Raw genomic sequence first — 23014 nt, forward strand, 5'->3', positions numbered from 1 at the left:
GCGGTGATCTTCATCGCGCATTGCATTTATGGTCAGCCCCAACGAGATCCAATTCGCCATGGAGTTGGAAGTCGGAATCTTCCTTCGTTTCGTAAATGCTCAATGACCGCTTCTGGCCGAAAGCTGCCCGTTTACATCTCCCACGCAAACACAACATCAAGCGCGACCGCCCTTCCCTACCAAGGCAACCCCTCGCCGCTGTACGCATAGAAGCCACCACTCGCCTCCGGCCCCAAGCCATCGATAACCCGCAGGAGGTTCTGCGCCGCGTCTGTGGCTGGGCGGCCGATTTCGGCGCCGCGGAAAGGGTGGGAGAGGCGTGAGTTGACGGTGCCGGGATGGAGGGCGAGGAGGACGGCGTTGGGTTGGGTGCGGCGCACTTCGATGGCGGCGGTTTTGATCAGCATGTTCAACGCGGCTTTGGAGGCGCGGTAGCTGTACCAGCCGCCAAGGCGGTTGTCGCCAATGCTGCCGACTTTGGCCGAGAGCATGGCGAGCACGCCGCGCTGGCGGTCGAGCAGCGGGCAAAAGTGGCGTAGCACCAGCGCCGGGCCGAAGGTGTTGACCTGGAAGGTCGCGAGCAATTGCTCCTGGTTGAGGTCGGCGAGGCGCTTTTCCGGCATGAAGTCAGCGCCATGGAGCACGCCGGCGGCGTGGACGATCAGGTGGAACGGCCCCTGCCCGGCCACCGCGCTCGCGGCCCGCTCGATGCTGGCCGGATCGGTGAGATCCAGCCTGGGCGAGGTGGTACGGCCGAGCGCAATCACCTCAGCGCAGCGCGCATCGCCCTGCAACTGCGCGACCAGAGCAGCACCGATTCCACCAGAGGCGCCGATCACCAGGGCGCGAAAGCCGTTGGGTAAGGAATCCATCCGCATTCATCGTCTCCAGTCAGGTCCGGGCCCAGCGCGTGATGTGCTCGGCAAGCAGGTCGGCGATGGGCAAGCAGGCACCCAGTCGATAGAGATTCCAGTAATGCCCTTCGAGGGTGCGGTTGACGAGCAGCGTACCGGACGCCGGTTGCAGGCTGCCCAGCGCGGACATCATCAGCGGAAAGAGTTCGGACAGCCGCTGGTGCAGCGCAGCGCCGCGAAAATCCCATTGCGCACCCGGTTGCAGCAGTGGGTGAAGCAACAGATGAATACGGCGGTACAGGCCGTGCGGCGGCTGGCTGCCCGGTTGCCGCCCGCCGAGTGCCTGAAAGCCGGCCTCCAGCGCCTCGCTCGATGGGCCGCGCAATGCTTCGAATATCTGCACGTAGCCGGCCAGCAGGCGAGGTTCCAGGCGCACCACGCTGCCGAAGTCATAGACCACCAGCTCACCGGCGTCGGTCCAGGCGAGGTTGCCGGGATGTGGGTCGGCATGCAGCCGTTGCAGCCCGAACGCCTGCTCGGCCAACCAGTTGCAGAGGGTTTCGGCCAGCCGCTGGCGAGTCTCCGGCAGCGCCCGTTCCACGTCGGCCATCGAGCGGCCTGGTACATCCTCCAGCACCAGCACACCCGGGCGGCACAGTTCAGCGGCTGCGAAAGGGAGACGAAGATTGGGCCAATCGGCGAAGTGATCGCGAAAGGCATCGAGATGGGCGCGCTCGGCGTCGTAGTGGAGTTCCTCGTCAATGGCGCGTTTGAGCTCGGTGTACACCGCCTCCAGGCGTGACGCGGGTGTGCCGAACAGGCGCCCCAGTGGCATCAGCCGTCGTAGCTGGCGCAAGTCGGCGTCGCAAATTGCGCGAATGCCGGGGTACTGGATCTTCATAATCAGCGCCCGCCCCTGCCGGTCGCGTGCCCGGTGCACCTGCCCTAGCGACGCGGCAGCAGCGGGTTGCGGCTCGATGTGCTCGAAAAGCGCGTCGAGCTGGCCCGCATAGAGCCCTTGCAGGTGGGGCTTGAGAGAGTCGTAAGGGAGCGATGGCACCTGATTCTGCAAGCGCGCCAGCGCGGCACTAACGGGTGGCGGCAACAGGTCCTGCCATTGCGAAGCCTGCTGGCCGAGCTTGAGGACGGGACCCTTCATCTGCCCGAGGGTGTCACCGAGCAAGGTGCCGACCGGCTCCCAGTCGATGCGCGCCTTGCCAGGGGTGATGCGCTGAAAAGCAAGGTTGCCGGCGATCCGCGCGCCAGTGCCGCCCAGCCGCAGCAGGCGGCCAAGGGAGGAAGCCGATGGACGTGAGGCCATGGAGGTCACCGCGACAGGCAAAGGCTGATCATGGGCCAGCTTGCCAGGGGATCCAAGGGGCAATGGTTGCAACCTGTTGCGTGCCGGCGCCCCCAGGCCAGGCCACATGCGGGCCGCAGCCGTGCCGCCCTTGATCGGCATGCAGGCGCGGCGAACTCATGGCCAGGCGAGCCGTCGAACACCAGCCAGTGGCCTACACGGCTCGCCCGTTTCGACAGAAGGACCTTCCATGCCCCTCGCGCACCCGATTCGCTCCTGTTCTGCCGCTTTGCTCGGCGCCCTGCTGTTCGCTTCCACGACCGCACTGGCCGGTTACGACCTGGCCGAGCGTGACGCCCGCAACAAGCGCCTCACCGCGCAGCGCGTCGAAGCCGGCAGCGACCGCGCGCCCGCGCTGAGCGCGACCTACAACCATGTCATCACGTTTGGCCAGTCACTGGCCTCTGCAGCCGAGGGCTGGCCGGCCCTGAGCACCACGCCGCGCTACGACAACCTGATGCTGGGCGATGCCACCCGCTCGGCCACCTATAGCGGGGACCGCTTCGTGCCCGTCGGCGGCGCCACGTTCAAGCCGCTCCGGGCGGTGGTGCAACGCAAGAGCGACCCTAAGGTTTTGCTGACCGAAGAAGAGGTGGCCGCGCTCGACAAACACGCCCAGGACGAAGGCGAATCGGTCGAGGTCGGCGCGCTGAATCTGGCGCGCCGGCTTTATCTCGAAGGCAAGGGCATCGATTCCGATCCGGAACATGTGCTTGTCGCCAGCAACGCAGCGACGTCGGGGCGCTCCATCGCGCAACTGTCGAAGACGGGCGGTACACACGAATATCGCCGGGTGCTGCAGGCCGTCGACCAGGCTCGGCAGGTCGCCGAGGCCCAAGGCGGGCGTTATGCGCTCAGCGCGTTCTTCTGGCTGCAGGGCGAATACGACTATGCCGAGGTGCAAGGCGGTATCAACGACAAGGCTACCTACAAGAAGATGGCGCGCCAGCTTCGGGCGGACCTGAACGAAGACACCGCCAAAGCCATCGGCCAGCCACGTATGCCGGCATTCATCAGCTACCAAACCGACGCCAAGACATCGGTCGTCAATGGCAGCCTCGATATTGGCATGGCGCAGTGGGAGTTGGCGCAAGAGGAACCGGGCTGGTATCTCGCCGGGCCGGTCTACCCCTATGTCGACAAGGGCACTCATCTCTCTGCCAACGGTTACCGGTGGGTCGGCCAGATGCTCGGTAAGGTCTATCACCAGGTGGTGGTGGAACGCCGCGGCTGGGTGCCGCTGTCGCCCATCGGTGCGACAGTCGAAGGCCGTGAAGTGTTCATCGATTTCCATGTGCCGCATCCGCCCCTGGCGTTCGAGGAACCCTACATCGCGCACCAGCAACGGATGATCGAGAACTACGGCTTCGTGCTGACCGACAAGCAGGGCAAGGTGCCGGTGGAATCGATCAAGGCGGTGGCGGACACGGTGGTCCGGCTGGTTGTGGCGCGCGACTTGGACGGTGCACCGACGATTCGCTACGCCAGCCACGAAACCGGCGGCGCCGGCGAGCTGCGCGACAGCGATCCGACCCTGGCGGACGCCCACTACGAGTACCGGCCCGATCAGGGCATGCCCGCCGAAGCGAACATCGAGGCGCTGGTCGGCAAGCCCTATCCGCTGCACAACTGGAGCATCGCCTTCGAGATCGAAGCGCGTGATGGGCACGACAAGGCCCGCTAGCCTCCCCTGCTCCCGGATAACGCAAGGGCCGGTTCAATCCGCTCTCAAACGGTGCAGAGCAGGCCTCATTCCGAAGCGTTTCACGGCTGCGGCAATTATCCGCAGTCTGCCGGAAGACCGCGCCCGCTGCGGCTTAGCAGTGAGAAGCGACATTTTGTGTACGAGACGAGGCCAATTCTGACGCGCTTATTGCATACGGTTTGAAGCCAACCGACTTCAAGGATGCACTGCATGCTCAAGCACACCCTCGTCGCCAGCGCCCTGCTGGCATTGCTGTCTCAATCCGCACTGGCCGCAGACAAGGTTCGCTGGCTCAACGACTGGTTGCCGGCAGGCGACAAAGCCGCCATCTACCTGGGTGTCGAGCAGGGGTTGTTCGCCGCCGAAGGGATCGAGGTCGAGATTGCCAGCGCCCGTGGCGGCAGTGATGTGGTCACCAAACTGGCAACGGCCAGCGCGGACTTCGGCTCCGCCGGGCTGGCCTCGGTGCTGCAGGCCAAGGCCCAAGGCGACGTGCCGGTCGTGGCCGTCGCGCCGATCTACAACAAACAGCCGGACGCCTTCTTCACCACCGAAGGCGCAGGCATCGAAAGCTTCAGCGATATCGTCGGCAAGACGGTCGCGACCCCCACCTTCTCCGCATCCAATGTCGTCTGGCCGCTGCTGCTAGAACGCAACGGCATCGCGGCGGACAGCGTCAAGCTGCTCAAGCTCGACCCCGGGGCACTCGCGCCCATGCTTGCCACCGGCAAAGTGGATGCCACCATCAATTGGATCCCCGTCGCGCCGGGCTTCGAGCGCGCGCTGGGGGAAGCGGACAAGCAGCTGAAGATCCTGCCCTGGTCCGAATACGGGTTCGAGGGCTATGGCCTCTCGCTGGTCGCCTCGCAGCGCTTCCTGCAGAGCAACCCGGACCTGGCCAAGCGTTTCGTCAAGGCCTACCTGCAGGCCAACGCCAATGCCATCGCCGACCCAGCTGCTGCGGCAGCTGCGCTGAAGAAAATGGTGCCGGACGTTGATCAGCAGCAGGCCGAGGAACAGTTCGCCGCTTCCGTACCCTTGATGAAGAACGAGATCCGTGACGCCGAAGGCCAGGGCTTCGACGCCAAGCGCCTGGCAACCACTTGGGACTGGGTCGCCCGCGCCCAGGGGCTCGCGCTGGATAGCCTTGATCCGGCTACGGCCATCGATGCGCGCTTTGCCGAGTGAGCCCGATGAACGCCGCCCTGCAAGCCAGCCACCCGAGCATCGTTTTCGATGGCGTCACCCAGGTCTTCACCTCCTCCGACGGCAGCGAGGTGACGGCGCTGGACAGCGCCAGCTTCGGCATCGGCCGGCATGAGTTCATCGCCGTCATCGGCCCGTCCGGCTGTGGCAAGTCGACCTTGCTGCGGGTGCTGGCCGGGCTGGTCAAACCGACCCACGGCGAGGTGAGCATCTACGGTAAGCCGGTCACCGGTCCGCGCGATGAAATCGGCATCGTGTTCCAGAAGCCGACCCTACTGCCCTGGTTGAACATTCGCGACAACCTGACCTTCCCCATGCGTCACAAGTACGGCCGCGTGACGGCGCAGGAAATCCTGCGCGCCGAAGAGCTGCTGGAAACCGTCGGGCTCCAGGAGTTCGGCGGTAAACGCCCGGACGAGCTGTCCGGCGGCATGCAGCAACGCGCTGCCATTGCCCGTGCGCTGCTACATGACCCGGAAATCCTGCTGATGGACGAGCCCTTCTCGGCGCTCGACGCCCTGACCCGCGACGAGCTGAGCCTCGAGCTGTTGCGCATCTGGACCCAGCGCCCGAAGACGGTGCTGTTCATCACCCACTCAATTCCCGAGGCGCTGCTGCTAGCCGACCGCATCCTGGTGATGTCGGCGCGCCCCGGCCGCGTGCAGGAAATCATCGACGTCGACCTGCCGCGCCCGCGGTCCCTCGAAACCCTGACGGAGCCCCGCTTCAATGAGCTCGCCCACCATATCCGCCGGCAAGTCTTCTCGCGTCATGCTGGTGTCTGACTTCAAATACGCCGAACGCCTGGCGCCCTGGCTGGCATTTCTCGTCCTGCTGCTGGGCTGGGAAACGGCTTGCCGGCTGTTCGCAGTGCCAAGCTTCGTACTGCCCTCGCCCAGCGCCATCCTCGCGGCGACCGCCAAGGTCGGCTTCGCCGGCTGGGCCGATCATGTGCTCGCCACGCTGCGCGTCACGCTGATGGGCTACGCGCTGTCGATCCTGATCGGTATTCCGCTGGCCGTCGCACTGGCGTCGTCGAGGCTGCTGTCGCGCACGCTCTATCCGCTGTTGGTGATCGTGCAGTCGACGCCAATCGTCGCGGTTGCGCCCATCATCGTCGTGGTGATGGGCGCGGGTGACCTGCCGCGCGTGTTCATTACCTTTCTGATCGCCTTCTTCCCGATCGTGGTGTCGTGTGTTACCGGGCTACTGGCAACGCCCGAAGAACTGGTGGAACTGTCGCGCTCGCTTGGCGCTTCGCGCTCACGCGAGTACCGCAACATCCGCCTGCCCTATGCGATCCCACACCTGTTCTCCGCGCTGCGCATCTCGATCACCCTGGCAGTAATCGGCGCGGTGGTGGCGGAGTTCGTCGCGGCGGAAAAAGGCCTCGGTTATTTCATCAATTTCTCTACCTCAATGTTCCAGGTACCACAGGCCTTCGCGGCCCTGATGATGCTGGTGGTGATCAGCCTGATGCTGTTTCACCTGATTGGGCTGCTACAGAAGCTGCTGTTTCCCTGGAGCTTGCCGAAGGGCCAGCAGCAATGATCGGCGCCTTGTAGGCGTGCGCCAGCAGCGGTGTGGCTGCGGATCGCCAGCAAGCTGGCTCCTACAGACAGCAGCCGGACGCTGCACCGCTTTTCGCAGGAACGGGCTTGCTCGCGATCCGACCTTCGCCAGCAAGCTGGCTTTTACAACAGGGCCGGCACGCTGCATCGCTTTTCGTAGGAGCCAGCTTGCTGGCGATCCACACAGACGATTCACCAACGAGATTCGCCGATGAACGATCAGGACTTTACCCTTCTGCGCCAGAGCTTCGAGGTGGCGCGCCGGGCACTTGAAAGCGGCACCCATCCGTTTGGCGCCATTCTCGTGGGGCCGGATGGAGACGTGCTGATGGAACAGGGCAATGCCTACATGCCGGACCACGACATGACCGGCCATGCCGAGCGGGTGCTGATGACCCGCGCCTCGACGCGCTACGCGCCTGACTTCCTTGCCCGCTGCACCATGTACACGTCGGCGGAACCCTGCGCGATGTGCGCCGGGGCCGCCTATTGGGTGGGGCTGGGGCGCGTGGTGTACGGCCTGTCCGAGCATCGCCTCAAGCAACTGACCGGCGACCACCCGGAGAACCCGACGCTCGACCTACCCTGCCGCGTCGTATTCGGCAGCGGGCAACGCGCCGTCGAGGTTGTCGGCCCGCTGCTCGAGGACGAAGCCGCAGCCCTGCATGAGGGGATCTGGTAGCGCCAGAATCAGGCAAACACGCGGCAGAATCCGCCTAACGCGCCACTCCCGGGCTTTCCTAGCATGTCTTCCACGGCAAATGATGCCGCAACGACTGAGACGGGAGGAATCACGCATGAGCCATATCCAAGGCAAAGTCATCGTCATCACCGGTGCCAGCAGCGGCATCGGCGAAGCCACGGCCCGCCTGCTCGCCAGCCGGGGCGCGAAAGTGGTACTCGGCGCACGCCGGCTGGACCGCCTCGAAGCCCTGGCGGCCGAACTCAATGCTGCTGGCGGCGAGGCCATCGCGCAGGCCCTCGACGTCACCCGGCGTGAGGACATGCAGGCATTCATCGACGCCGCCGAGCAGCGCTTCGGCCGCGTAGACGTGATCATCAACAACGCCGGCGTCATGCCGCTCTCCAAGCTCGAGGCGCTTAAGGTCGAGGAATGGGACCGCATGATCGACGTGAACATCCGCGGTGTGCTGCATGGCATTGCTGCTGGCCTGCCGCTCATGCAGCGTCAGCGCTCGGGGCAGTTCATCAACATCGCGTCCATCGGCGCTTATGCAGTGAGCCCGACAGCGGCCGTGTACTGCGCGACCAAGTACGCGGTGCGGGCTATCAGCGAGGGGCTGCGCCAGGAAGTGGGCGGTGACATCCGCGTCACGCTGATCGCACCCGGCGTGACCGAATCCGAACTGGCCGACAGCATTTCCGACGAAGGTGCCCGCGCGGCGATGCGGGAATTCCGCAAGGGAGCCATCCCCGCCGAGGCCATTGCCCGCGCCATCGCTTATGCCGTCGACCAACCCGCGGACGTGGACGTCAGCGAACTGATCGTTCGCCCGACCGCCAGCCCCTACTGAGGCCGCCGACGTGAAAGCCCTGCTCGGCGCCCCGCTGGCAGCTGCTTTTAGGGCCGCCTAGGCATCAAGGCCCCCTGATCAGGCGATGTTACGCAGGCGGGCCATGTCCTTGACCGGGGACGCGCCGAAAAGTCGGCTGTATTCACGGCTGAACTGTGACGGGCTTTCGTAGCCGACCCGATAACCCGCAGCGGCGACGTCCAGCCCTTCGGTCATCAGCAGGCGCCGGGCTTCCTGCAGGCGCAGTTGCTTCTGGTACTGCAACGGGCTCATGGCCGTCAGCGCCTTGAAGCGGTGGTGCAGGCTGGAACTGCTCAGGTTGACCCGCCGCGCCAGTTCGTCGATGCGCAGCGGTTCGATGTAGTTATGGTTGAGCCACTCGATGGCGTCGTTGACCCGGTGTGACTGGCTCCCCTGCAGCACTACCGCTTGCAGCCGTCCGCTCTGCGGCCCGCGCAGCAACCGGTAGAAGATCTCGCGCAGGGCGAGCGGCGCGAGCACTGGGATGTCATTCGGGGCATGCAGCAGGCGGACCAGCCGCAGTGTGGCGTCGAGCAACGGGCTGTCGATGCGGTCCAGGTAAAGCCCTCGCTCGGTCACTTCAACTGGCGTCGGGGCCGGGTCGATTTCGGTGACCAGCGCGGCAATCAGCGACGGGTCGATGTCCAGGCGGATGCACAGGTAGGGTTCGTCCGCCGAGGCGCGAATCACGCAGCCGGCCACCGGCAAGGTTACCGAGACCACCAGGTAGTGCAGCGGATCGTAGCGATAGTGTTCGTCGGCCAGCCAGACATCTTTGCCGCCTTGCACGATGATGCACAACGCCGGCTTGTGCAGGCCGTACACGGTTTCGCTGGGGTTGGCGCAGCGGATCAGGTGCAAGGGTTCGATGGCCGTTGCGTGCATGCCATCCTCGTGGACCAGCGCCTCGATCAACCGCGCCAGCTCGGCGCGCTGCGCGACCAGATCATCGCCGAGCGGAGTGATGAAAGAATTCATGAAGCCAGCCTCCCGAAACACGAGGCTGGAAGGTTAGCAGCTTGGCCAGGTTGTGATAGGCCCGCCCATTGGCGGAAGCCTCCACCCGTGAAGCCTCGGCAGGCCTGTGCCGTACATTCACCGCGGGGCGTGGCTCCCACGAAGCGGCCGCCTAAGCGCTGCTTCGTAAAAGCCCCGACCCAACGAGGCGTGCACCCGTCAGCTGCGGGCGCGTTCGGCGTCGCGCAGGGCTTTTACCTGGTCATGGTTGCGCTGCACGCCCTGCATCTGGCGCTCGACTACCGAGCGAACGTCCATTGGGAGGTCTTTTTCCAGCGCCTTACGGTAGCTCTTGAGGGCGACGTCCTCGCCGCGCTCGCACTCGTTGAGGATGGCCTCGTCGTTCTTGCCGGTGATCGCAGTCTTCAGATCAACCCAGCGGCGGTGCATGTCGCCTGCAGTGCTGGTGCTGGTCTCCGGGTCGCCACCGAGGGTACGCACCAATTGCTGCAGTTCGGCCGCGGCGGTAGCGCAGTCGTGGGCACGCTGGGTCATGGTGGTTTTCAGTTCGGGCTTCTTCAGGTCATCGGCGCATTCGCGAAAGCCTTTCTCGCCGTCCTTGCAGGTTTCGATAAGGTCGTTGAGTACGGAAACGGTGTCTTTGTTATCCATTGACGGTTCTCCTGTCGCGTTGATGACGGGCCAGACGGTCGTCCGGCCACCCTTGAAAGTCGACTGCCCCGTCGCGGCAAAGGTTCAGGCGCACCGCTCGGTGGGTCGATGGGAATCATCGATTCGCCAAATTTGAATCATTCTCAATAACGGGCGTACACTCCTCGCATTCAAACGAATGCCCTTCGATCCCATGCCCCAGGATTGCCGCGACCTTCTCCAGCTTCTCGACACCGCCGCCCAGGCTCTGCCCGGCCTTGCTGGCGAGGTAGGCATGGCCGATGGGCGACACCTGGTCTGTGGTAGGTCGGGTAACGAGGCTCGGGTCGCCGCCCTGCACGCGCATTGGCAGCAACATCACCCCGAAGCCGGCCCGCACTACTGGTCGGCGCGCAGCTGGTCCCTATTGATCTGGCAGCCCATCTACCTGAGCGTCCTGGCGGTGTACCTGTGCGGCCGCGCGCCTTGCCTGGCGAACATGGGCCAGTCGATGAACGAAGGCTCCGTGCATGGCTTCCGCCTGCCGGCGCACTGTCCCTATCGCGGTCAACCAATGAGCTTGATCAGCTGCGCGAGCGAACAGCTGACGGCCTTCGTCGAGGCGCAGCTGGCAGAGTTCAACGCGGTCACGAACATCTACCCGAAGATGGCGCGCCTGCTGGTCGCCGACTGCGTGCGCGCGGCCCTGCTGCTGGCGCAGCGCAACGAGCCGATCAGCGACGACGCCTTGCTCGAAGCCGAGCGCGACTGGCTCGGCGCATTGGGGCTCCCTGGCGGCGGCGCCCTGACCGTGCTCGATCTGGACGATGGCCGCACTTGCCTGGGCATGGGTCGCAAGGTCTGCTGCCAGCACTTCCGCCGCGCCGATGGCGAGCTCTGCGACAGCTGCCCGAAACTCGACTGCGACGAGCGGCTGCAACGCCTGCGAGCCCTGGCATGCTGAGCCTGCATGACATCGAGGTACGCCGCGACGGGCGTAGCGTGCTGGCACTCGATGCGCTGCATGTGGAGGCCGGCAGCTTCACGGTGATCCTCGGCCACAACGGCTCCGGTAAGTCGACCCTGATGAACCTGATAGCCCGGCAATTTGCCCCCGACCGCGGCCATATCGAGCTCGACGGCAAGCCGCTGGCCAGCTACCGCCAGCGCGCCTTTGCGCAAAAGGTGGCGTTCCTGCCGCAGCATCTGCCGGACGTGGCCGGGCTCACCGTGCACGAGTTGGTGCGGCTCGGGCGCTTTCCGTGGCGCGGGCTGCTGGCTCGCTGGCAACCCGAAGACGAGCACGCCATCGACCAGGCGCTGCAACAGACCGACATCACCCGTTACGCCAATCACCTGGCCGACAGCCTATCCGGCGGTGAACGACAGCGCGCCTGGGTTGCCATGCTGCTGGCCCAGCAGGCGCCGCTGCTGCTGCTCGACGAACCCACTTCCGCGCTCGACCTGGCCCACCAGTACGGGCTGATGACCCTGCTGCGCGCGCTCAACCGCGAGACGGGCCGGGCCATCGTTGCCATCCTGCATGATGTCAACCTGGCTGCCCGCTTCGCCGACCGTATCGTCGCGCTGAAGGGCGGCCGCCTATTTTTCGACGGAACGCCTGACGACCTGCTCTCGGGTGAACGCCTGAGCGCGCTTTACGATGTCGACATCCGCCTGATCCAGCAGCCCGGTCACCCGCGCAACATCGCCGTGGTGAGCTAGTGCAGGCAATGCCCCTCTTCGCCCGGCTCGCACGGCCCACGCCCGTACCGCTGCGCTATCTGCTGGCACTCGCGGCCCTTGCGCTGCTCGCGCCACTGCACCTGAACCTCGGCATGACGCACTGGGCCCCAGCGCAATGGTCGCTGAGCCCGCCAGCGGATGGCAGCTTCGATGCGCTGGAGTTCGGGCTGTCGGTATTGCCACGGTTGGTCATGGCCCTATTGGTAGGCGCAGCGCTGGGCGTGTCCGGCAGCGTGCTGCAGCAACTGACGCAGAACCGCCTCGCCTCGCCGATGACGCTGGGCGCCGCCGCTGGCGCCTGGCTCGGGTTGACGGCCACGGCACTTTTCGCCCCGGTCCTGGCGGCCACGCACGGGCATTGGGCGGCGCTGGGCGGTGCGCTGGGCGCGGTCGGGCTGGCCCTGTTGATCGCCGGCCGCAACGGCGCGTCGGGCTTGCCGGTGATTCTCGCCGGGATGGCGCTGAACCTGCTGCTCGGCGCCATCGCCACGGCCATCCTGCTGGTGCATACCAAGCAGAGCCGCGGGCTGTTTCTCTGGGGCGCGGGCGATCTCGCGCAAATCGATTGGCACTGGGTGCAGTGGCTTTGGCCCAAGCTGCTGGTTGGCCTCCCGCTGATTGCGCTGGCGCCGCGCCCGCTAACCTTGCTGCAGCTCGGCGGTGCCGGCGCGCGGGCGCGTGGGCTGTCGTTGTTCCCGGTGATGCTGGTGCTGTTTCTCGCGTGCCTGTGGTTGACCTCGGTGGCGATCACAGCCGTCGGCTTGATCGGCTTCATTGGCCTGATCACCCCGAATCTGGCGCGGCTATGCGGCGCGCGCACGTCTCGGGATGAGCTGCTGTTCAGCGCCCTGCTCGGCGCCCTGCTGCTGCTCGGCGCGGACGCCATCACCCTGGCCCTGAACCGCTGGTTCTCAGAATTGATCCCCAGCGGCGCAGCCGCGGCGCTGGTCGGCGCACCCGCGCTGTTGTGGTTGGCGCGCCGCCAACTCGGCGCCGAGGATCGCCAAAGCCTGGCATTACCGCCGGGCGCGGAGTCGCTGAACCAGCGCCGGCTGGCCTTGCTGCTGTTGCTTGGGGCGATTGCGATGCTGAGTCTGCTGGTGCAGCGAGGCCCGGACGGCTGGCAACTGGGCCTGCCCTCGGCCGTGCTCTGGTCGCTGCGCTGGCCACGGCTATTGGCCGCCGTCGCGGCAGGCTGCGGACTGGCCGTCGCCGGCATGATGCTGCAACGGCTGTTGCGCAATCCCCTGGCGAGCCCGGACATTCTCGGACTGACCGCCGGTGCGACCCTGGCGGTGGTGGCTGCAGTGATGCTGTTCGGTGCAGGCGCGATGCAACTCGTCGCGCCCATTGCAGCCTTTGTTGGCAGCCTGCTGGTGCTCGGCCTGCTGCTGCTTTTCGGCCGCCGCCACCACTACTCGCCGGGGATCATGGTGCTGGTCGGCGTATCGCTGGCCGCGCTGCTCAACACCGCGTTGCAGATTGGATTGACCCGTGGCGAGTCCGACGCCCTGGCGCTGCTCGGCTGGCTGGCCGGCTCGACCTATCGGATCGAGGCGCAGGAGGCCTTGCTGCTGACCGTCGCCGTCAGCGCGTTGGTGGCCATCAGCCTGACCTTCCACCGCGCGCTGACATTGGTGTCGATCGGCGATGGCGTGGCGCTCAGCCGGGGGCTCGACGTGTCGCGGGCACGGTTGGCGCTGCTGCTCCTGGTGTCGTTGCTCTGCGCCGTGGTGACTAGCGTGCTCGGCCCGGTTGCCTTCCTCGGTCTGCTCGCCCCACACATGGCCGCGCTGCTTGGCGCCCGCCGGGTATTACCGCAACTGCTCCTCGCAGCGGTGCTCGGTGGCTGGTTGATGCTGGTCTCGGACTGGCTGGGCCGCTCGGCGCTCTACCCACTGGAGGTGCCTGTCGGACTGGTCGCCTCGATCCTCTGCGGGCTGTACTTTCTCTATCTGCTCATCCGGCAGCGCATCGCATGAAGGCCTGGCTCGCTCCCCTCGCCCTGCTGCTGATGCTCATCGGCGCACCGGTGCGTGCCGACGAGCCGCCACGCATCGCCGCCCTCAGCTGGGAGCCGATCGAACATCTGTTGATGCTGGGCGTTACCCCGGTGGCGGTCGCCGACAGCGCCGACTATCGCGCCTGGGTCGTGCGCCCGCCCCTGCCCGACTCAGTGGTGGATGTCGGCACGCGCACCGAACCGAACCTGGAATTGCTCGCGCAACTGGACCTCGACCTCATCGTGATCACCCCGTTGCTTGAAGACCTGCGCGAGAAGCTCGAACGCATCGCCCCGGTGGTGGCCTACGGTGACTTCACCCAGGCACGCGACAATTACCAGATGCAGCGGGAGAACTACCTGGCGCTGGCCGAGCGCATCGGTCGGCTTGACCGGGCACGTGAACGCTTGGCCGAAATGGATCACCGACTGGGCGAACTGCGCGAGCGCCTGCACGCGCAGTTCGGCGAACGCCTGCCGGAGGTGACGGTGGTGCGCTTCTCGACGCCGACCGCCGTGCTGGTCTACGGGCCGAACTCGATGCCCGCCCATGCGCTGAGCCTGCTCGGGCTGGGCAATGCCTACGACACGCCGGTCAGCCGCTGGGGCAATCTACAGCTGCCGGTGACCGTACTCAGCGAAATCGACAAGGACGTGGTGCTGCACATCGAGCCCTTCGCGGGCGGCGAACGGCTGTTCAACAGCCAGCTGTGGCAAGGCATGCCGGTGGTACGCGGCGGGCGCTTCACCGGCATGCGCCCGACCTGGACTCACGGCGGCGTGTTCTGCGTGCAGTTTCTCGCCGAAGCCATTACCGAGGCGCTGCTGAAGATACCGCCCACTGCCGTACAGGCGGCGGGCGGCATGCCTGCCCTGTCAGCTCAATAGGCCCAGCTCAGCGTGACGGTCGCATTGCGCGGCGCCGCGTAGTAGGTCTGCTCCCAGTAGAGGCTGGTGTAGTACTTCTCGTCGAACAGGTTGTTGACGTTCAGCGCCACGTTGAAGTGCTCGTCGATGTCGTAGCTGGCCATGGCGTTGACCACCGCATAGCTGTCCTGACGCGTGACGATGGTGTCGCCGCCCGCGGTGGTGCCCTGCTCGCGGGAGATGTCGTCCTGCCAGGTGACGCTACCGCCCAGCTTCAGGCCCTGCACCACCGGCACCTTGTAAGTGGTCGCCAGGTGCAGGTAGTTGCGCGGCACGTAGGTGCGCACCGTACGGCCTTCTTCGTCTTCCAGCGAGAACAAGTGGGTAAAGCCGGCGCTGGCTTCCCAGTTGTCGGTCAGCTGACCGGCCAGGGTCAGCTCGTATCCCTTGGAGATGGCGTTTACGGTGTTGTAGAACGACACCCCGGCACCCGCGTCGAACCCGCCATATTCCGGTGTGTTCTCCTGCTTGGTGCGGAACACGCCGGCGCTGGCGTTCAGCCGGCCGCCGAACCACTCGCCCTTGATCCCGCCCTCGGTGCTGTGGCCCTCGATCGGGTCTAGCAGCGTCAGGTCGCCGCCGAGCAGGTGCTGCGGGCTGAAGATCTTGGTGTAGCTGGCGTAGGCTGAAAGGTGCTCGCCAAGGTCATAGGTGGCGCCGGCATAGGGTGTGGTCTTCGACTCGGCGTATTCGTGCGTGTCGCCCACCTGATAGCCGTTGCTGTCGAGCCGGGTGTGGTTGGCGCCGAGGATCAGCTTGAGCCGGTCGGTCACGCTGAAGTGGCCGGCGCTGTAGAAGCTGCGCCGGTAGGTGGTGTAGTCCGCGCCGCTGGTCAGACCGTTGTCGAAGTCAGGCCGTGGATAATCGCCATCGAAACCGGCCGGCAACGGGATGTTGAAGGCATCGTCATAGGAGGACCAGCGTGCGGTCGAGCGCGACCAGTTGGCACCGATCACCGCCTCGTGCGTGCGGCCGAACAGCGCGAACGGGCCTTTCAGATATGCATCACCCAGCAGTTGTCGCTCGATGCGGTCGTATTTGGAGGCGTAGGTGAACAGCCCTTCTCCGGTGTCCGCGTCCGGCACTCCATAGGCGAGGAACTGCTCGGCGTCGGAGGTGATCTCCCGGTAGTTCAGCGACACGCGAGACTGCCAGCCACCGCCCCAGCGGGTGGTCAGCTCAGCGAAGGCTTGCTTGTCCTGGGTATCCCAGTAGGTCCAGTCCGGCGAGTAGCTCTTCGAGCGGCTGTAGTCGATGGGGTTGCCTTCACTGTCATACACCGACAGGGCGCCCCACATGATGCCGTTGGGCCGGTTGCGTTGCTCCGAGTACCCGAACAGTGCCGTGTTGCGGTCGTCCAGGTCCGCTTCGAGCATGGCCGAGAACACGGTCTTTTCCAGCGAATAGCGGTCCAGGTAGGAGTCGCCATCCTGCTGCACGGCAAGCACGCGGCCACGAACGCGGCCGGCGTCATCCAGCGGGCCGGAGACATCCAGCTCGCCCCGCACCGTATCCCACGAGCCGTAGCTCAGCGCGGCCTCGGCCTGGAAGTCGCGCGTCGGGCGCTTGCGCACGAAATTGACGGTCGCCGCCGGGTTGCCCGGATTGGCGGTCAGGCCGTTGGCGCCCTTGAGCACTTCGATGTGGTCGTAGAGAAAGGTGTCGATGTCGCCCATCTGCTCTTCGGAGCTGAACGGCAGACCAAGGCCGTCGACCTGGAAGTTCGACACGTCAAAGCCGCGCACGGAGTAGTACGTGCGGTCAGTCTCGACCCGCTGCACGTTGACGCCGGCGGCCTGCAGCGCGCCGGTGGCGTTGGTCAGGTCGAAGTCGTCGAGCTGCTCGCGGGTCAGCGTGATGGCGGTCTGCGGCGTTTCACGCGGCGCCATGTCCAGGCGCGTCGCGGTGCTGGTCGCGCCGATGGTGTAGGAATCGCTGCGCTCGGTGACGCTCGGCGCGGCCTGTTCGGCGGTCACGTTTACCGGCTCGAGTTGCAGCGGCTCTTCGGCTTGCTGAGCCAGCGTCATCGGCGCGGCGAAGGCCAGCGCGAGCGGCGCCAGCCGGCAGGCCAACGCGAGCGCGGACGGATGCGAGACGGGGATGGCGGCAAGCGCCGACAGGTTGGGGATCACTTCGGTCATGATGTTTTTACTTCTTGTGGGTTGACGTTCGGGTGCTTGCGGAGAAGGGCGTCGAGTCAGCTCATGGAATCCGTTCCTGTATGGGTCAAAGGGTGGCGTCATGCCGGGGTCGGCTGGGTGTGCATGACCGAGCGATACCAGCCGTGGAAGTGCTGCATGCCCTCCTCCAACGGCACCTGGTAGGGCCCGCGGTCTTCTTCGCCACGGCGATAGAGCGCGCGGCGACCGGCGTCGGTGCGTTCGGCGATCTCGTCGTCTTCCAGCGCGGTTTCCAGGTAGGCCGCCCGGTGCGCCTCGCACAGTTCGCGGTTGGTCTGGAGCAGCTCAGCGGGGTAATAGAACTCGACGACGTTTAGCGTCTCGTGCACGCCGCGTGGGTACAGCGTCGAGAGCACCAGCGCGTGCGGAAACACCTCGATCATGTGGGTCGGGTAATAGCTGGCCCAGATCGCGCCGAAGTCCGGTGAACGCCCACCGAAATGCGCCATCAGCCCTTCGTGCCAGCCGCGGTAGGCCTCGGTGCCGGGGCGCGCGAGGTTAGGTGTCACGGCGATGCGCTGCAGGCTGGTCCAGTCGCTGTATTCCCAGCTCAGGCCGCCACTGTGCACGTAGCGCCGCAAGCCGGGATGGAAGGTCGCGATGTGGTAGTCGTCGTTGTAGATCTCGACGAAGGTTTTCCAGTTGCACTGGCAGGGATGCACTTCGACGTGATCGAGCGCATAGCCGGCGAAGTCCATTTCCGGTCGGTCGAACAGCGGGCCGAGGTCCTCGACCGGGTCTCGCTCACCCTCGAAGAGAAAGCCGCCGACGTTGAACAGCGGGTAGCGCGGCAGGTTGCGGCAGGGCCGCTCGGGAAACTTCGGCGCGCCGACGATCAGCCCCTGGCTGTCGTAGGTCCAGGCATGCAGCGGGCAGAGGATGCGCCCGCCGGTAGCGCGCAGGTTGCCGCGGCGGATGGCGCAGGGGTCGCTATCCAGGCTGTGGTCGCCGAGCATCAGCGCCTGGCGGTGCCGGCAGACATTGGAGATCAGCTCGACACCGTTTTCATTGCGCACCAGGATGCGGCTGTGCTCATCCTGCGGCAGCGCGTACCAGTCGCCGGGGTTCGGCACCATCTTCTCGTGGCCAACGTAGCGCGCACTGCGGCGGAAGATCAGCGCCTGCTCGCGCTCGTAGATGGCGGGGTCGCAATAGTCACGCACCGTCAGTTGCGGCGAATCCTCTGCCAGGCGCAGTGGGGGTTCGGTCAGTCGGTTCGGGTTGAACATGCAAGGCTCCTTGGCGCAGCCAGCCCCGCCGCGTCTGGTAGAACGCGGGCGAGGCTGCCGCACGGGCTTTCAGTTCACCGGCCAAAGGCCGGTCGCAGGGACTACACCGTTAGTGCGGCTTCACGACTTTGCTCACGCTGCTGGCGGGCCGGGCCGTACGGTGCCACCGGGTTGTCCAGCGGATCGGCCATGATCAGGCTGCCCGCCGGGTTGGCCAGGTCGACCATTTGCAGGTTGTTCTTCAGCTGCAGCCGGTTGAGGCACGAATGCAGGAAGGTCGGCGCGAAGAAGTCGTAGCGGGCGAAGCGCTCGGCCAACGCCGGGTGGGTGCGCTGGTAATCGAGCACCGACTCGGCGACGGTGCGCCAGAACACCGCCTCCTCCAGCGTGCCGCTGTCATCGAGCAGCTGGGCCATGTGGCGGAACACGCCGTCGAAGATGTCGATGAAGATGCCGAGAATCTTGAAGTCCTCCGGCACGTCCACCGCGAGGCGCTCGAGCCCTTCGGGCATCTTCGCGTCCTTGTCGAGAATGGCCGACTCCTCGGCGATGTCCTTCATGAACACCCGCGTCGGCACGTGGCCTTCGAGCACCAGGATGAGGTTCTCGCCGTGCGGCATGAACACCAGGTGATGCGCGTAGAAGCAGTGCACCACCGGAATCAGAAAGGCCTCCAGATAACGCCGCAGCCAGGCCGTCGCGGTGAGCCCCGATCGGCGGATCAGCTCGGGCAGCAACGGCGCGCCTTGCGGGTCGACATGCAGCAGCGCCGCCATGGTCATCAGCCGCTCGCCGGGCTGCAGCCGCGGGATCGGGCTTTCCCGCCAGAGTGCCGAGAGCATCTTCTTGTAGGGGCTGTCGGTTTCCAGCGCCGCCTCGTAGTAGCGGTTGCGGTAACCGACCGAGGCCACCTCGCGCAGGATGCCGAAGCCGTGGTCGCGCAACACTGGGTCGGCACTGATCAGCGTGTCGAGGTAGGCGTTGATCGCCGGCGTCCCAGCCATGTAGTACGGCGACAAGCCGCGCATGAAGCCCATGTTCAGCACCGAAAGCGACGTCTTCACATAGCAGCGCTCGGGCGCAGACACGTTGAAGTAGGTGCGCACCGACTGCTGCGCGCAGTAGCGGTCCTCGCTGAGGCCGAGCGGGACGATGCGGCGCTCGGCCACGTCAGCGGCGAACATGATCGACAGCTTGTTGAACCACTGCCAGGGATGCGCTGGCATGAACAGATAGTCGGCCGGGTCGAGCCCTTCCCCGGCCAGCTGCTGGCGGAACGAGATGAGGCGCTCATCGCCCAGTTCCTGTCGCAGCAGGGTTTCATGGTCGAGCCCGGGTACGGCGGCGAAGTGTGCGTTGTCCCGATGCACCGCCAGCCAAACGACCGCGAAACGCCCGGCGGTCTCCGGCGCGTAGGCGTGGTAGTCGAGCGCATCGAAGCCCAGCCGGCCGTTGTTGGCGACGAAGCCGGGATGGCCTTCGATCATTGCCGCTTCGAGCGTCTGGTAATCGGCGTCGGCCAGTTCGGCGCTGCTCAGCCCCGGTCGAGCGTGCTTGTAGGCGGCACCAAATAGAGTGCTGCTGATCTCGTCGAGGTACACCGGCAGTTTGTCCGCAGGGATGCCCAAGGTGCGTTTGAAGTCGATGACGAAGGTCAGCGCATCGAGCGGTTGCCGCTGGCCGTCCAGTTCGCGCTCGATACTCGCGGCGTCTACATGCCAGTGGCGCAGCGCCATGCGCCGGGCCTTGAAGGTGTAGCGACAGCGCGCAGTATCGGCGGCCAGTTCATAACGGCCCCAGGCCCCTGCCGCGGTGTCGCCGAGGCGTGACGGGGTAAACACCTGCTCATGGGCGAATTCGGCGATGGCCTTGCGCACCAACAGCCGGTTGACCTTACGCCAGACGTCAGGGTGCAGATGCGTGACCGCCGATGCGGGACGATCGAGACTCGGGGACATCGTCATGGGGCCTGTTCCTCCAGTGAGTGAGCGAAATCGTGGGGTGAGCAGAACGCCAGCCGGGCCGTCTTGCCCGGCAGCTGGACGGTGCCGGCGTCGACAAAGCCGACCAGCCGATTGAGGCGGTGTACCCGTTCGTTGCGCGCATCCGGCTCGACCACCACCCGCTCGGCGCCGAGCGCATCGAAGAGGAAGGCCATGACGGTGCGCAGCACGTCGCAGGTGTAGTGGCGGATCGGCCGTTCGGCCGGGCCTACGAAGAAGTGCATGCCCACGTCGCCGGGCTGCACCGGGTAGCAGTCACCGAGCGGGTCGCGACGCGGGTCGTAGCATTCGAGGACGAACGCGGGGCGCGCCTGGTAGAAGCCGAGGTAGGCCTGCAAGCCATGCCTCGCGGCGTCGCGATAGAAGTCGGCGGTCGCCTCGACGCTCATGTCCTGCATGTTCCAGAAGTGCGCGTAGTCCATCTGGTACCAGGGCTGGATGATCGCGACGTCTTCCTCCAGCCGCAGCGGGCGCAAGGCAAAGGCCGGATTCAGCGCAGCACGGTTTTTCCAGGGCTCGATCAGCTCAGGCATGGCAGGCCTCCGTGGGGGCGCGGTGGCGGCTGTCGACACCGAACCAGCCGCGGTCGATGGCCGCGGTCAGCAACATGCCGGCCGCGGCGATGGCGAAGCTGGCGGGCACGCCGACCCAATCCACCAGGTAGCCGGCGCTGAACGACGAGAGCAGCACGCCGAGGTTCTGGAAGAAGTTAGTCACGCCGAAATCGCGCGCATACATCGGTGGCGTGCTGACCTTGAACAGCGTGACTTCGAGCTTGACGATCACCTGGTACAGCGCCCAGCCGTACAGGCAGCGGCCAAACACGATCAGCCACAGCGAGTCGCTCGCCTGTAGCGCCAGGCCCACTGCGCCGATGACAAGGTTGAGCAAGGTGTGGTCGACCCAGCGCGGCTGGCTTGCCATGCGGTGCTTCAAGGCCAGGGCGATCAGCGCGACGATGCCAGGGATGGCGAACACCACGCCGGTGAGCATCTGCTCGGCGATCCCGGTCCGCGCCTCCCAGTACACCGTGAAGAACGGCCGCACCAGGTAGGCGCTGAAGTCGAACAGAAACATCAGCAGGCTCAGTTTGAGCAGCGCCGAGAGTGCCTCGGGGGTGCGTCGCGGAGCCGGCGCAGCACGCTCGGCGGCGTCCTCCGACAGCACACGCACCACCCGCCCACTGCGGATCAGATAGGTACAGAGCCCGAACTGGGCGAGGTCGCCCGCGGCCATCAGCGCTACGCAGAAGCGTGGGCCGAATTCCTGAAGGGCCAGCCCGCCCACCGCCGCGCCAAAGATAGCGCCGATGTGGATCACCACCGATAGCAGCCCGATGGTCACGCTGTGCCGGTCGGCCGGTTCCAGGCGCATCAGGTAAGGGAACATCAGCAGGTAGCTGGCCTTGGTCATGAACATCAGCATGGTCAGCAGCCAGTACGCCTCGACCGTCGGCGCCCAGATCGCCAGCAGGCAGAAAGCGGTGGCGGCCAGCTGCGTCCACGCCAGCAAGTGCATGGTCTCGACACGCCGCGCCACACGGGCCCACACCGGCAACATGCACATCACGGCGATGGAGATGGCGGCGATGTAGGCGCCCACGTGTACCGAGCTGGTCAGGCCATAGCGCAGCTCGAAGAACTGGGGGTAGAAGGCGATGAGGATCGAGTCGCTGATCACGCCGAAGGCGGACATGATCAGGATGGTGGTACGCAACGTCACGAGCCGACGGCCTCCCGCTCCAGCGCGACAAAGCCGCTGCCCTCGCCCGGTACGAACTCCTGGAACGCGGTGCGCGGCTCGCTCGGGTAATGGTCGCGCCCGGTCAGCTCAGCCAGCAGGCGGCTATTGCGATGGCAGGCCAGGCCCAGGTCCGGATTGGTCAGGCCGTGGCTCTGCAGGCCAACGTTCTGCACGTAGATTTCGCAGTTGTGGTGATCGACCGCCCAGCGTTTGGACGGCACGTACTGGCCCTGATCGTTCCAACGAATGCGCTCGCGGATGCCCTCGACAAAGGCCGGCACCTGGTAGCGATAGCCGGTGGCAAAGACCACGGCATCAACGCGGTGGCGGTAGCGCCGGCCGAGCTGGGTGTGGTGGAAATCGAGCACCCAGCCGCGGCCGTCGTCAGCACGCCGGCAGGCTTCCAGGGCCATGCAGGTGAGCAGGTGCGTCGGCGGCGCGTCGCGGTGGCGGCGCTCGTCGAGCAGCGCGTAGAGGCGCTCGATCAGTGACTGATTGATGCCGTTGTAGATGCTGCGCTGGTCGTCGAGCACCTCGGCTTTAACAGCCGGATCGAGGCCGTAGAAGTAGTCGCCGTATTCGGGTGTGATGAGCTCTAGCGTGAGCTTGGCGTCTTCCATCTGGAAGAAGCGCGGCGCTCGCGTCACCCAGTTGAGCGTGTAGCCGTGGCGCTCAGCGTCCTGCAGCAGGTCATGGTAGACCTCCGCCCCACTCTGCCCGCTGCCGATCACCGTAATGCTGCGCCCGGCCTGCAAGCGGGGGCGCTCTGCCAGGTAGCGGCTGCTGTGCACCAGCTGGGTGTGGTCTTCTGTGGCGCAGCACTCCGGCAGGCGCGGCACGCCGCCGATGCCGATCACCAGCTTGTGGCACTGATAGGCGAACGAGGCGCCGTCAGCCGTTTGGCCGGAGACCTGATAAAGGCCGGTTGCCGCGTCGTGGCGGATGGCACGCACCTCATGGCCGCAGCGCAGGTTATCCAGCCGAGAGGCCGCCCAACGGCAGTAGCGGTCGAACTCCTGGCGGTCGAGGTACCAGTTCTCGCGGATGTAATAGGTGTACAGCCGGCCCTGCTGCTTGCAGTAGTTGAGGTAGCTGAACGGGCTGGTGGGATCGGCCATCGAGACCAGATCGGCGAGGAAGGGATTCTGCAGCGTGGTGCCGTCGAGCAACATGCCCGGGTGCCAGCTGAAGTCGGGTTTGCGTTCGAGGAACAGGCTGCGCACGCCGGGTAGCGGAGCCGTGAGGCACGCGAGCCCGAGGTTACAGGGGCCAACGCCAATCGCGATGAAGTCGTAGGGCGACTCGGTCATCGGTCGTCATCTCC

At 65.8% G+C, this 23014-nt stretch carries 20 protein-coding genes; 10 read left to right on the plus strand and 10 right to left on the minus strand.

The window, feature by feature from the left end; genetic code table 11:
• Nucleotides 1-176 precede the first annotated feature (176 nt).
• The gene (locus tag KXR72_RS09425) at nt 177-878 is read right to left on the minus strand and encodes an SDR family NAD(P)-dependent oxidoreductase (RefSeq protein WP_437420851.1); all 702 of its coding nucleotides are present in this window, start codon (nt 876-878) and stop codon (nt 177-179) included.
• Nucleotides 879-891: 13 nt separating this feature from the next.
• Nucleotides 892-2175: an ABC1 kinase family protein gene (locus KXR72_RS09430; protein WP_437420852.1), complete on the minus strand. Its 1284-nt coding sequence runs from the start codon at nt 2173-2175 to the stop codon at nt 892-894.
• A gap of 229 nt (nt 2176-2404) precedes the next feature.
• Between KXR72_RS09430 and KXR72_RS09435 the strand changes: the two genes are divergently transcribed.
• The 6 genes from KXR72_RS09435 (at nt 2405) to KXR72_RS09460 (ending at nt 8231) form a co-directional block, all read left to right on the plus strand.
• Complete coding sequence (locus tag KXR72_RS09435) at nt 2405-3898, plus strand: phosphate ABC transporter substrate-binding protein (protein WP_437420853.1); 1494 nt, start codon at nt 2405-2407, stop codon at nt 3896-3898.
• A 231-nt stretch (nt 3899-4129) separates the two neighbouring features.
• Entirely contained in the window at nt 4130-5107 is a 978-nt protein-coding gene (locus KXR72_RS09440; RefSeq protein WP_437420854.1) for an ABC transporter substrate-binding protein, read from the plus strand.
• 5 nt (nt 5108-5112) lie between these two features.
• Nucleotides 5113-5910, plus strand: coding sequence for an ABC transporter ATP-binding protein (locus KXR72_RS09445; RefSeq protein ID WP_437420855.1), 798 nt, complete (start codon nt 5113-5115; stop codon nt 5908-5910).
• A complete protein-coding gene (locus KXR72_RS09450; RefSeq protein WP_437421329.1) occupies nt 5897-6676 on the plus strand; it encodes an ABC transporter permease in 780 nt (259 codons plus the stop codon). The genes KXR72_RS09445 and KXR72_RS09450 overlap by 14 nt, the downstream gene beginning before the upstream one ends.
• Nucleotides 6677-6907: 231 nt before the next feature.
• The gene (locus KXR72_RS09455; RefSeq protein WP_437420856.1) at nt 6908-7378 is read left to right on the plus strand and encodes a nucleoside deaminase; all 471 of its coding nucleotides are present in this window, start codon (nt 6908-6910) and stop codon (nt 7376-7378) included.
• Nucleotides 7379-7493: 115 nt separating this feature from the next.
• The gene (locus KXR72_RS09460) at nt 7494-8231 is read left to right on the plus strand and encodes an SDR family oxidoreductase (protein ID WP_437420857.1); all 738 of its coding nucleotides are present in this window, start codon (nt 7494-7496) and stop codon (nt 8229-8231) included.
• A gap of 78 nt (nt 8232-8309) precedes the next feature.
• Here KXR72_RS09460 and KXR72_RS09465 read toward each other — a convergent pair whose 3' ends face one another.
• Entirely contained in the window at nt 8310-9230 is a 921-nt protein-coding gene (locus KXR72_RS09465) for an AraC family transcriptional regulator N-terminal domain-containing protein (protein ID WP_437420858.1), read from the minus strand.
• 198 nt (nt 9231-9428) lie between these two features.
• A complete protein-coding gene (locus KXR72_RS09470; RefSeq protein ID WP_437420859.1) occupies nt 9429-9881 on the minus strand; it encodes a PA2169 family four-helix-bundle protein in 453 nt (150 codons plus the stop codon).
• A 178-nt stretch (nt 9882-10059) separates the two neighbouring features.
• On the opposite strand from KXR72_RS09470, the gene KXR72_RS09475 reads away from it, so the two are divergent.
• The 4 genes from KXR72_RS09475 to KXR72_RS09490 are packed head-to-tail and all read left to right on the plus strand — an operon-like array spanning nt 10060 to nt 14496.
• Nucleotides 10060-10824, plus strand: a complete 765-nt coding sequence (locus KXR72_RS09475; protein WP_437420860.1) for a siderophore ferric iron reductase — start codon at nt 10060-10062, stop codon at nt 10822-10824.
• Nucleotides 10818-11585, plus strand: a complete 768-nt coding sequence (locus KXR72_RS09480) for an ABC transporter ATP-binding protein (protein ID WP_437420861.1) — start codon at nt 10818-10820, stop codon at nt 11583-11585. The genes KXR72_RS09475 and KXR72_RS09480 overlap by 7 nt, the downstream gene beginning before the upstream one ends.
• Nucleotides 11586-11593: 8 nt before the next feature.
• Complete coding sequence (fhuB, locus tag KXR72_RS09485; RefSeq protein WP_437420862.1) at nt 11594-13588, plus strand: Fe(3+)-hydroxamate ABC transporter permease FhuB; 1995 nt, start codon at nt 11594-11596, stop codon at nt 13586-13588.
• Nucleotides 13585-14496, plus strand: a complete 912-nt coding sequence (locus tag KXR72_RS09490) for an iron-siderophore ABC transporter substrate-binding protein (protein ID WP_437420863.1) — start codon at nt 13585-13587, stop codon at nt 14494-14496. Before fhuB ends, KXR72_RS09490 begins: the two co-directional genes overlap by 4 nt.
• Here KXR72_RS09490 and KXR72_RS09495 read toward each other — a convergent pair.
• The 6 genes from KXR72_RS09495 to KXR72_RS09520 form a co-directional block, all read right to left on the minus strand.
• On the minus strand, nt 14490-16676 hold the full coding sequence (locus tag KXR72_RS09495) for a TonB-dependent siderophore receptor (protein ID WP_437420864.1): 2187 nt from the start codon (nt 16674-16676) through the stop codon (nt 14490-14492). The genes KXR72_RS09490 and KXR72_RS09495 overlap by 7 nt on opposite strands.
• 98 nt (nt 16677-16774) lie before the next feature.
• Nucleotides 16775-17944: an aromatic ring-hydroxylating oxygenase subunit alpha gene (locus KXR72_RS09500; RefSeq protein WP_437420865.1), complete on the minus strand. Its 1170-nt coding sequence runs from the start codon at nt 17942-17944 to the stop codon at nt 16775-16777.
• 101 nt (nt 17945-18045) lie between these two features.
• Nucleotides 18046-19908 (minus strand): IucA/IucC family protein, encoded by a 1863-nt coding sequence (locus KXR72_RS09505; protein ID WP_437420866.1) that lies wholly within the window; start codon nt 19906-19908, stop codon nt 18046-18048.
• Entirely contained in the window at nt 19905-20480 is a 576-nt protein-coding gene (locus KXR72_RS09510; RefSeq protein WP_437420867.1) for a GNAT family N-acetyltransferase, read from the minus strand. Before KXR72_RS09510 ends, KXR72_RS09505 begins: the two co-directional genes overlap by 4 nt.
• Complete coding sequence (locus KXR72_RS09515) at nt 20473-21669, minus strand: MFS transporter (protein ID WP_437420868.1); 1197 nt, start codon at nt 21667-21669, stop codon at nt 20473-20475. The genes KXR72_RS09510 and KXR72_RS09515 overlap by 8 nt, the downstream gene beginning before the upstream one ends.
• The gene (locus KXR72_RS09520; RefSeq protein ID WP_437420869.1) at nt 21666-23000 is read right to left on the minus strand and encodes a lysine N(6)-hydroxylase/L-ornithine N(5)-oxygenase family protein; all 1335 of its coding nucleotides are present in this window, start codon (nt 22998-23000) and stop codon (nt 21666-21668) included. The genes KXR72_RS09515 and KXR72_RS09520 overlap by 4 nt, the downstream gene beginning before the upstream one ends.
• Between the last annotated feature and the right edge of the window lie 14 nt (nt 23001-23014).

This window comes from Stutzerimonas chloritidismutans, from assembly GCF_051486945.1.
Taxonomy (GTDB): Bacteria; Pseudomonadota; Gammaproteobacteria; order Pseudomonadales; family Pseudomonadaceae; genus Stutzerimonas; species Stutzerimonas chloritidismutans_B.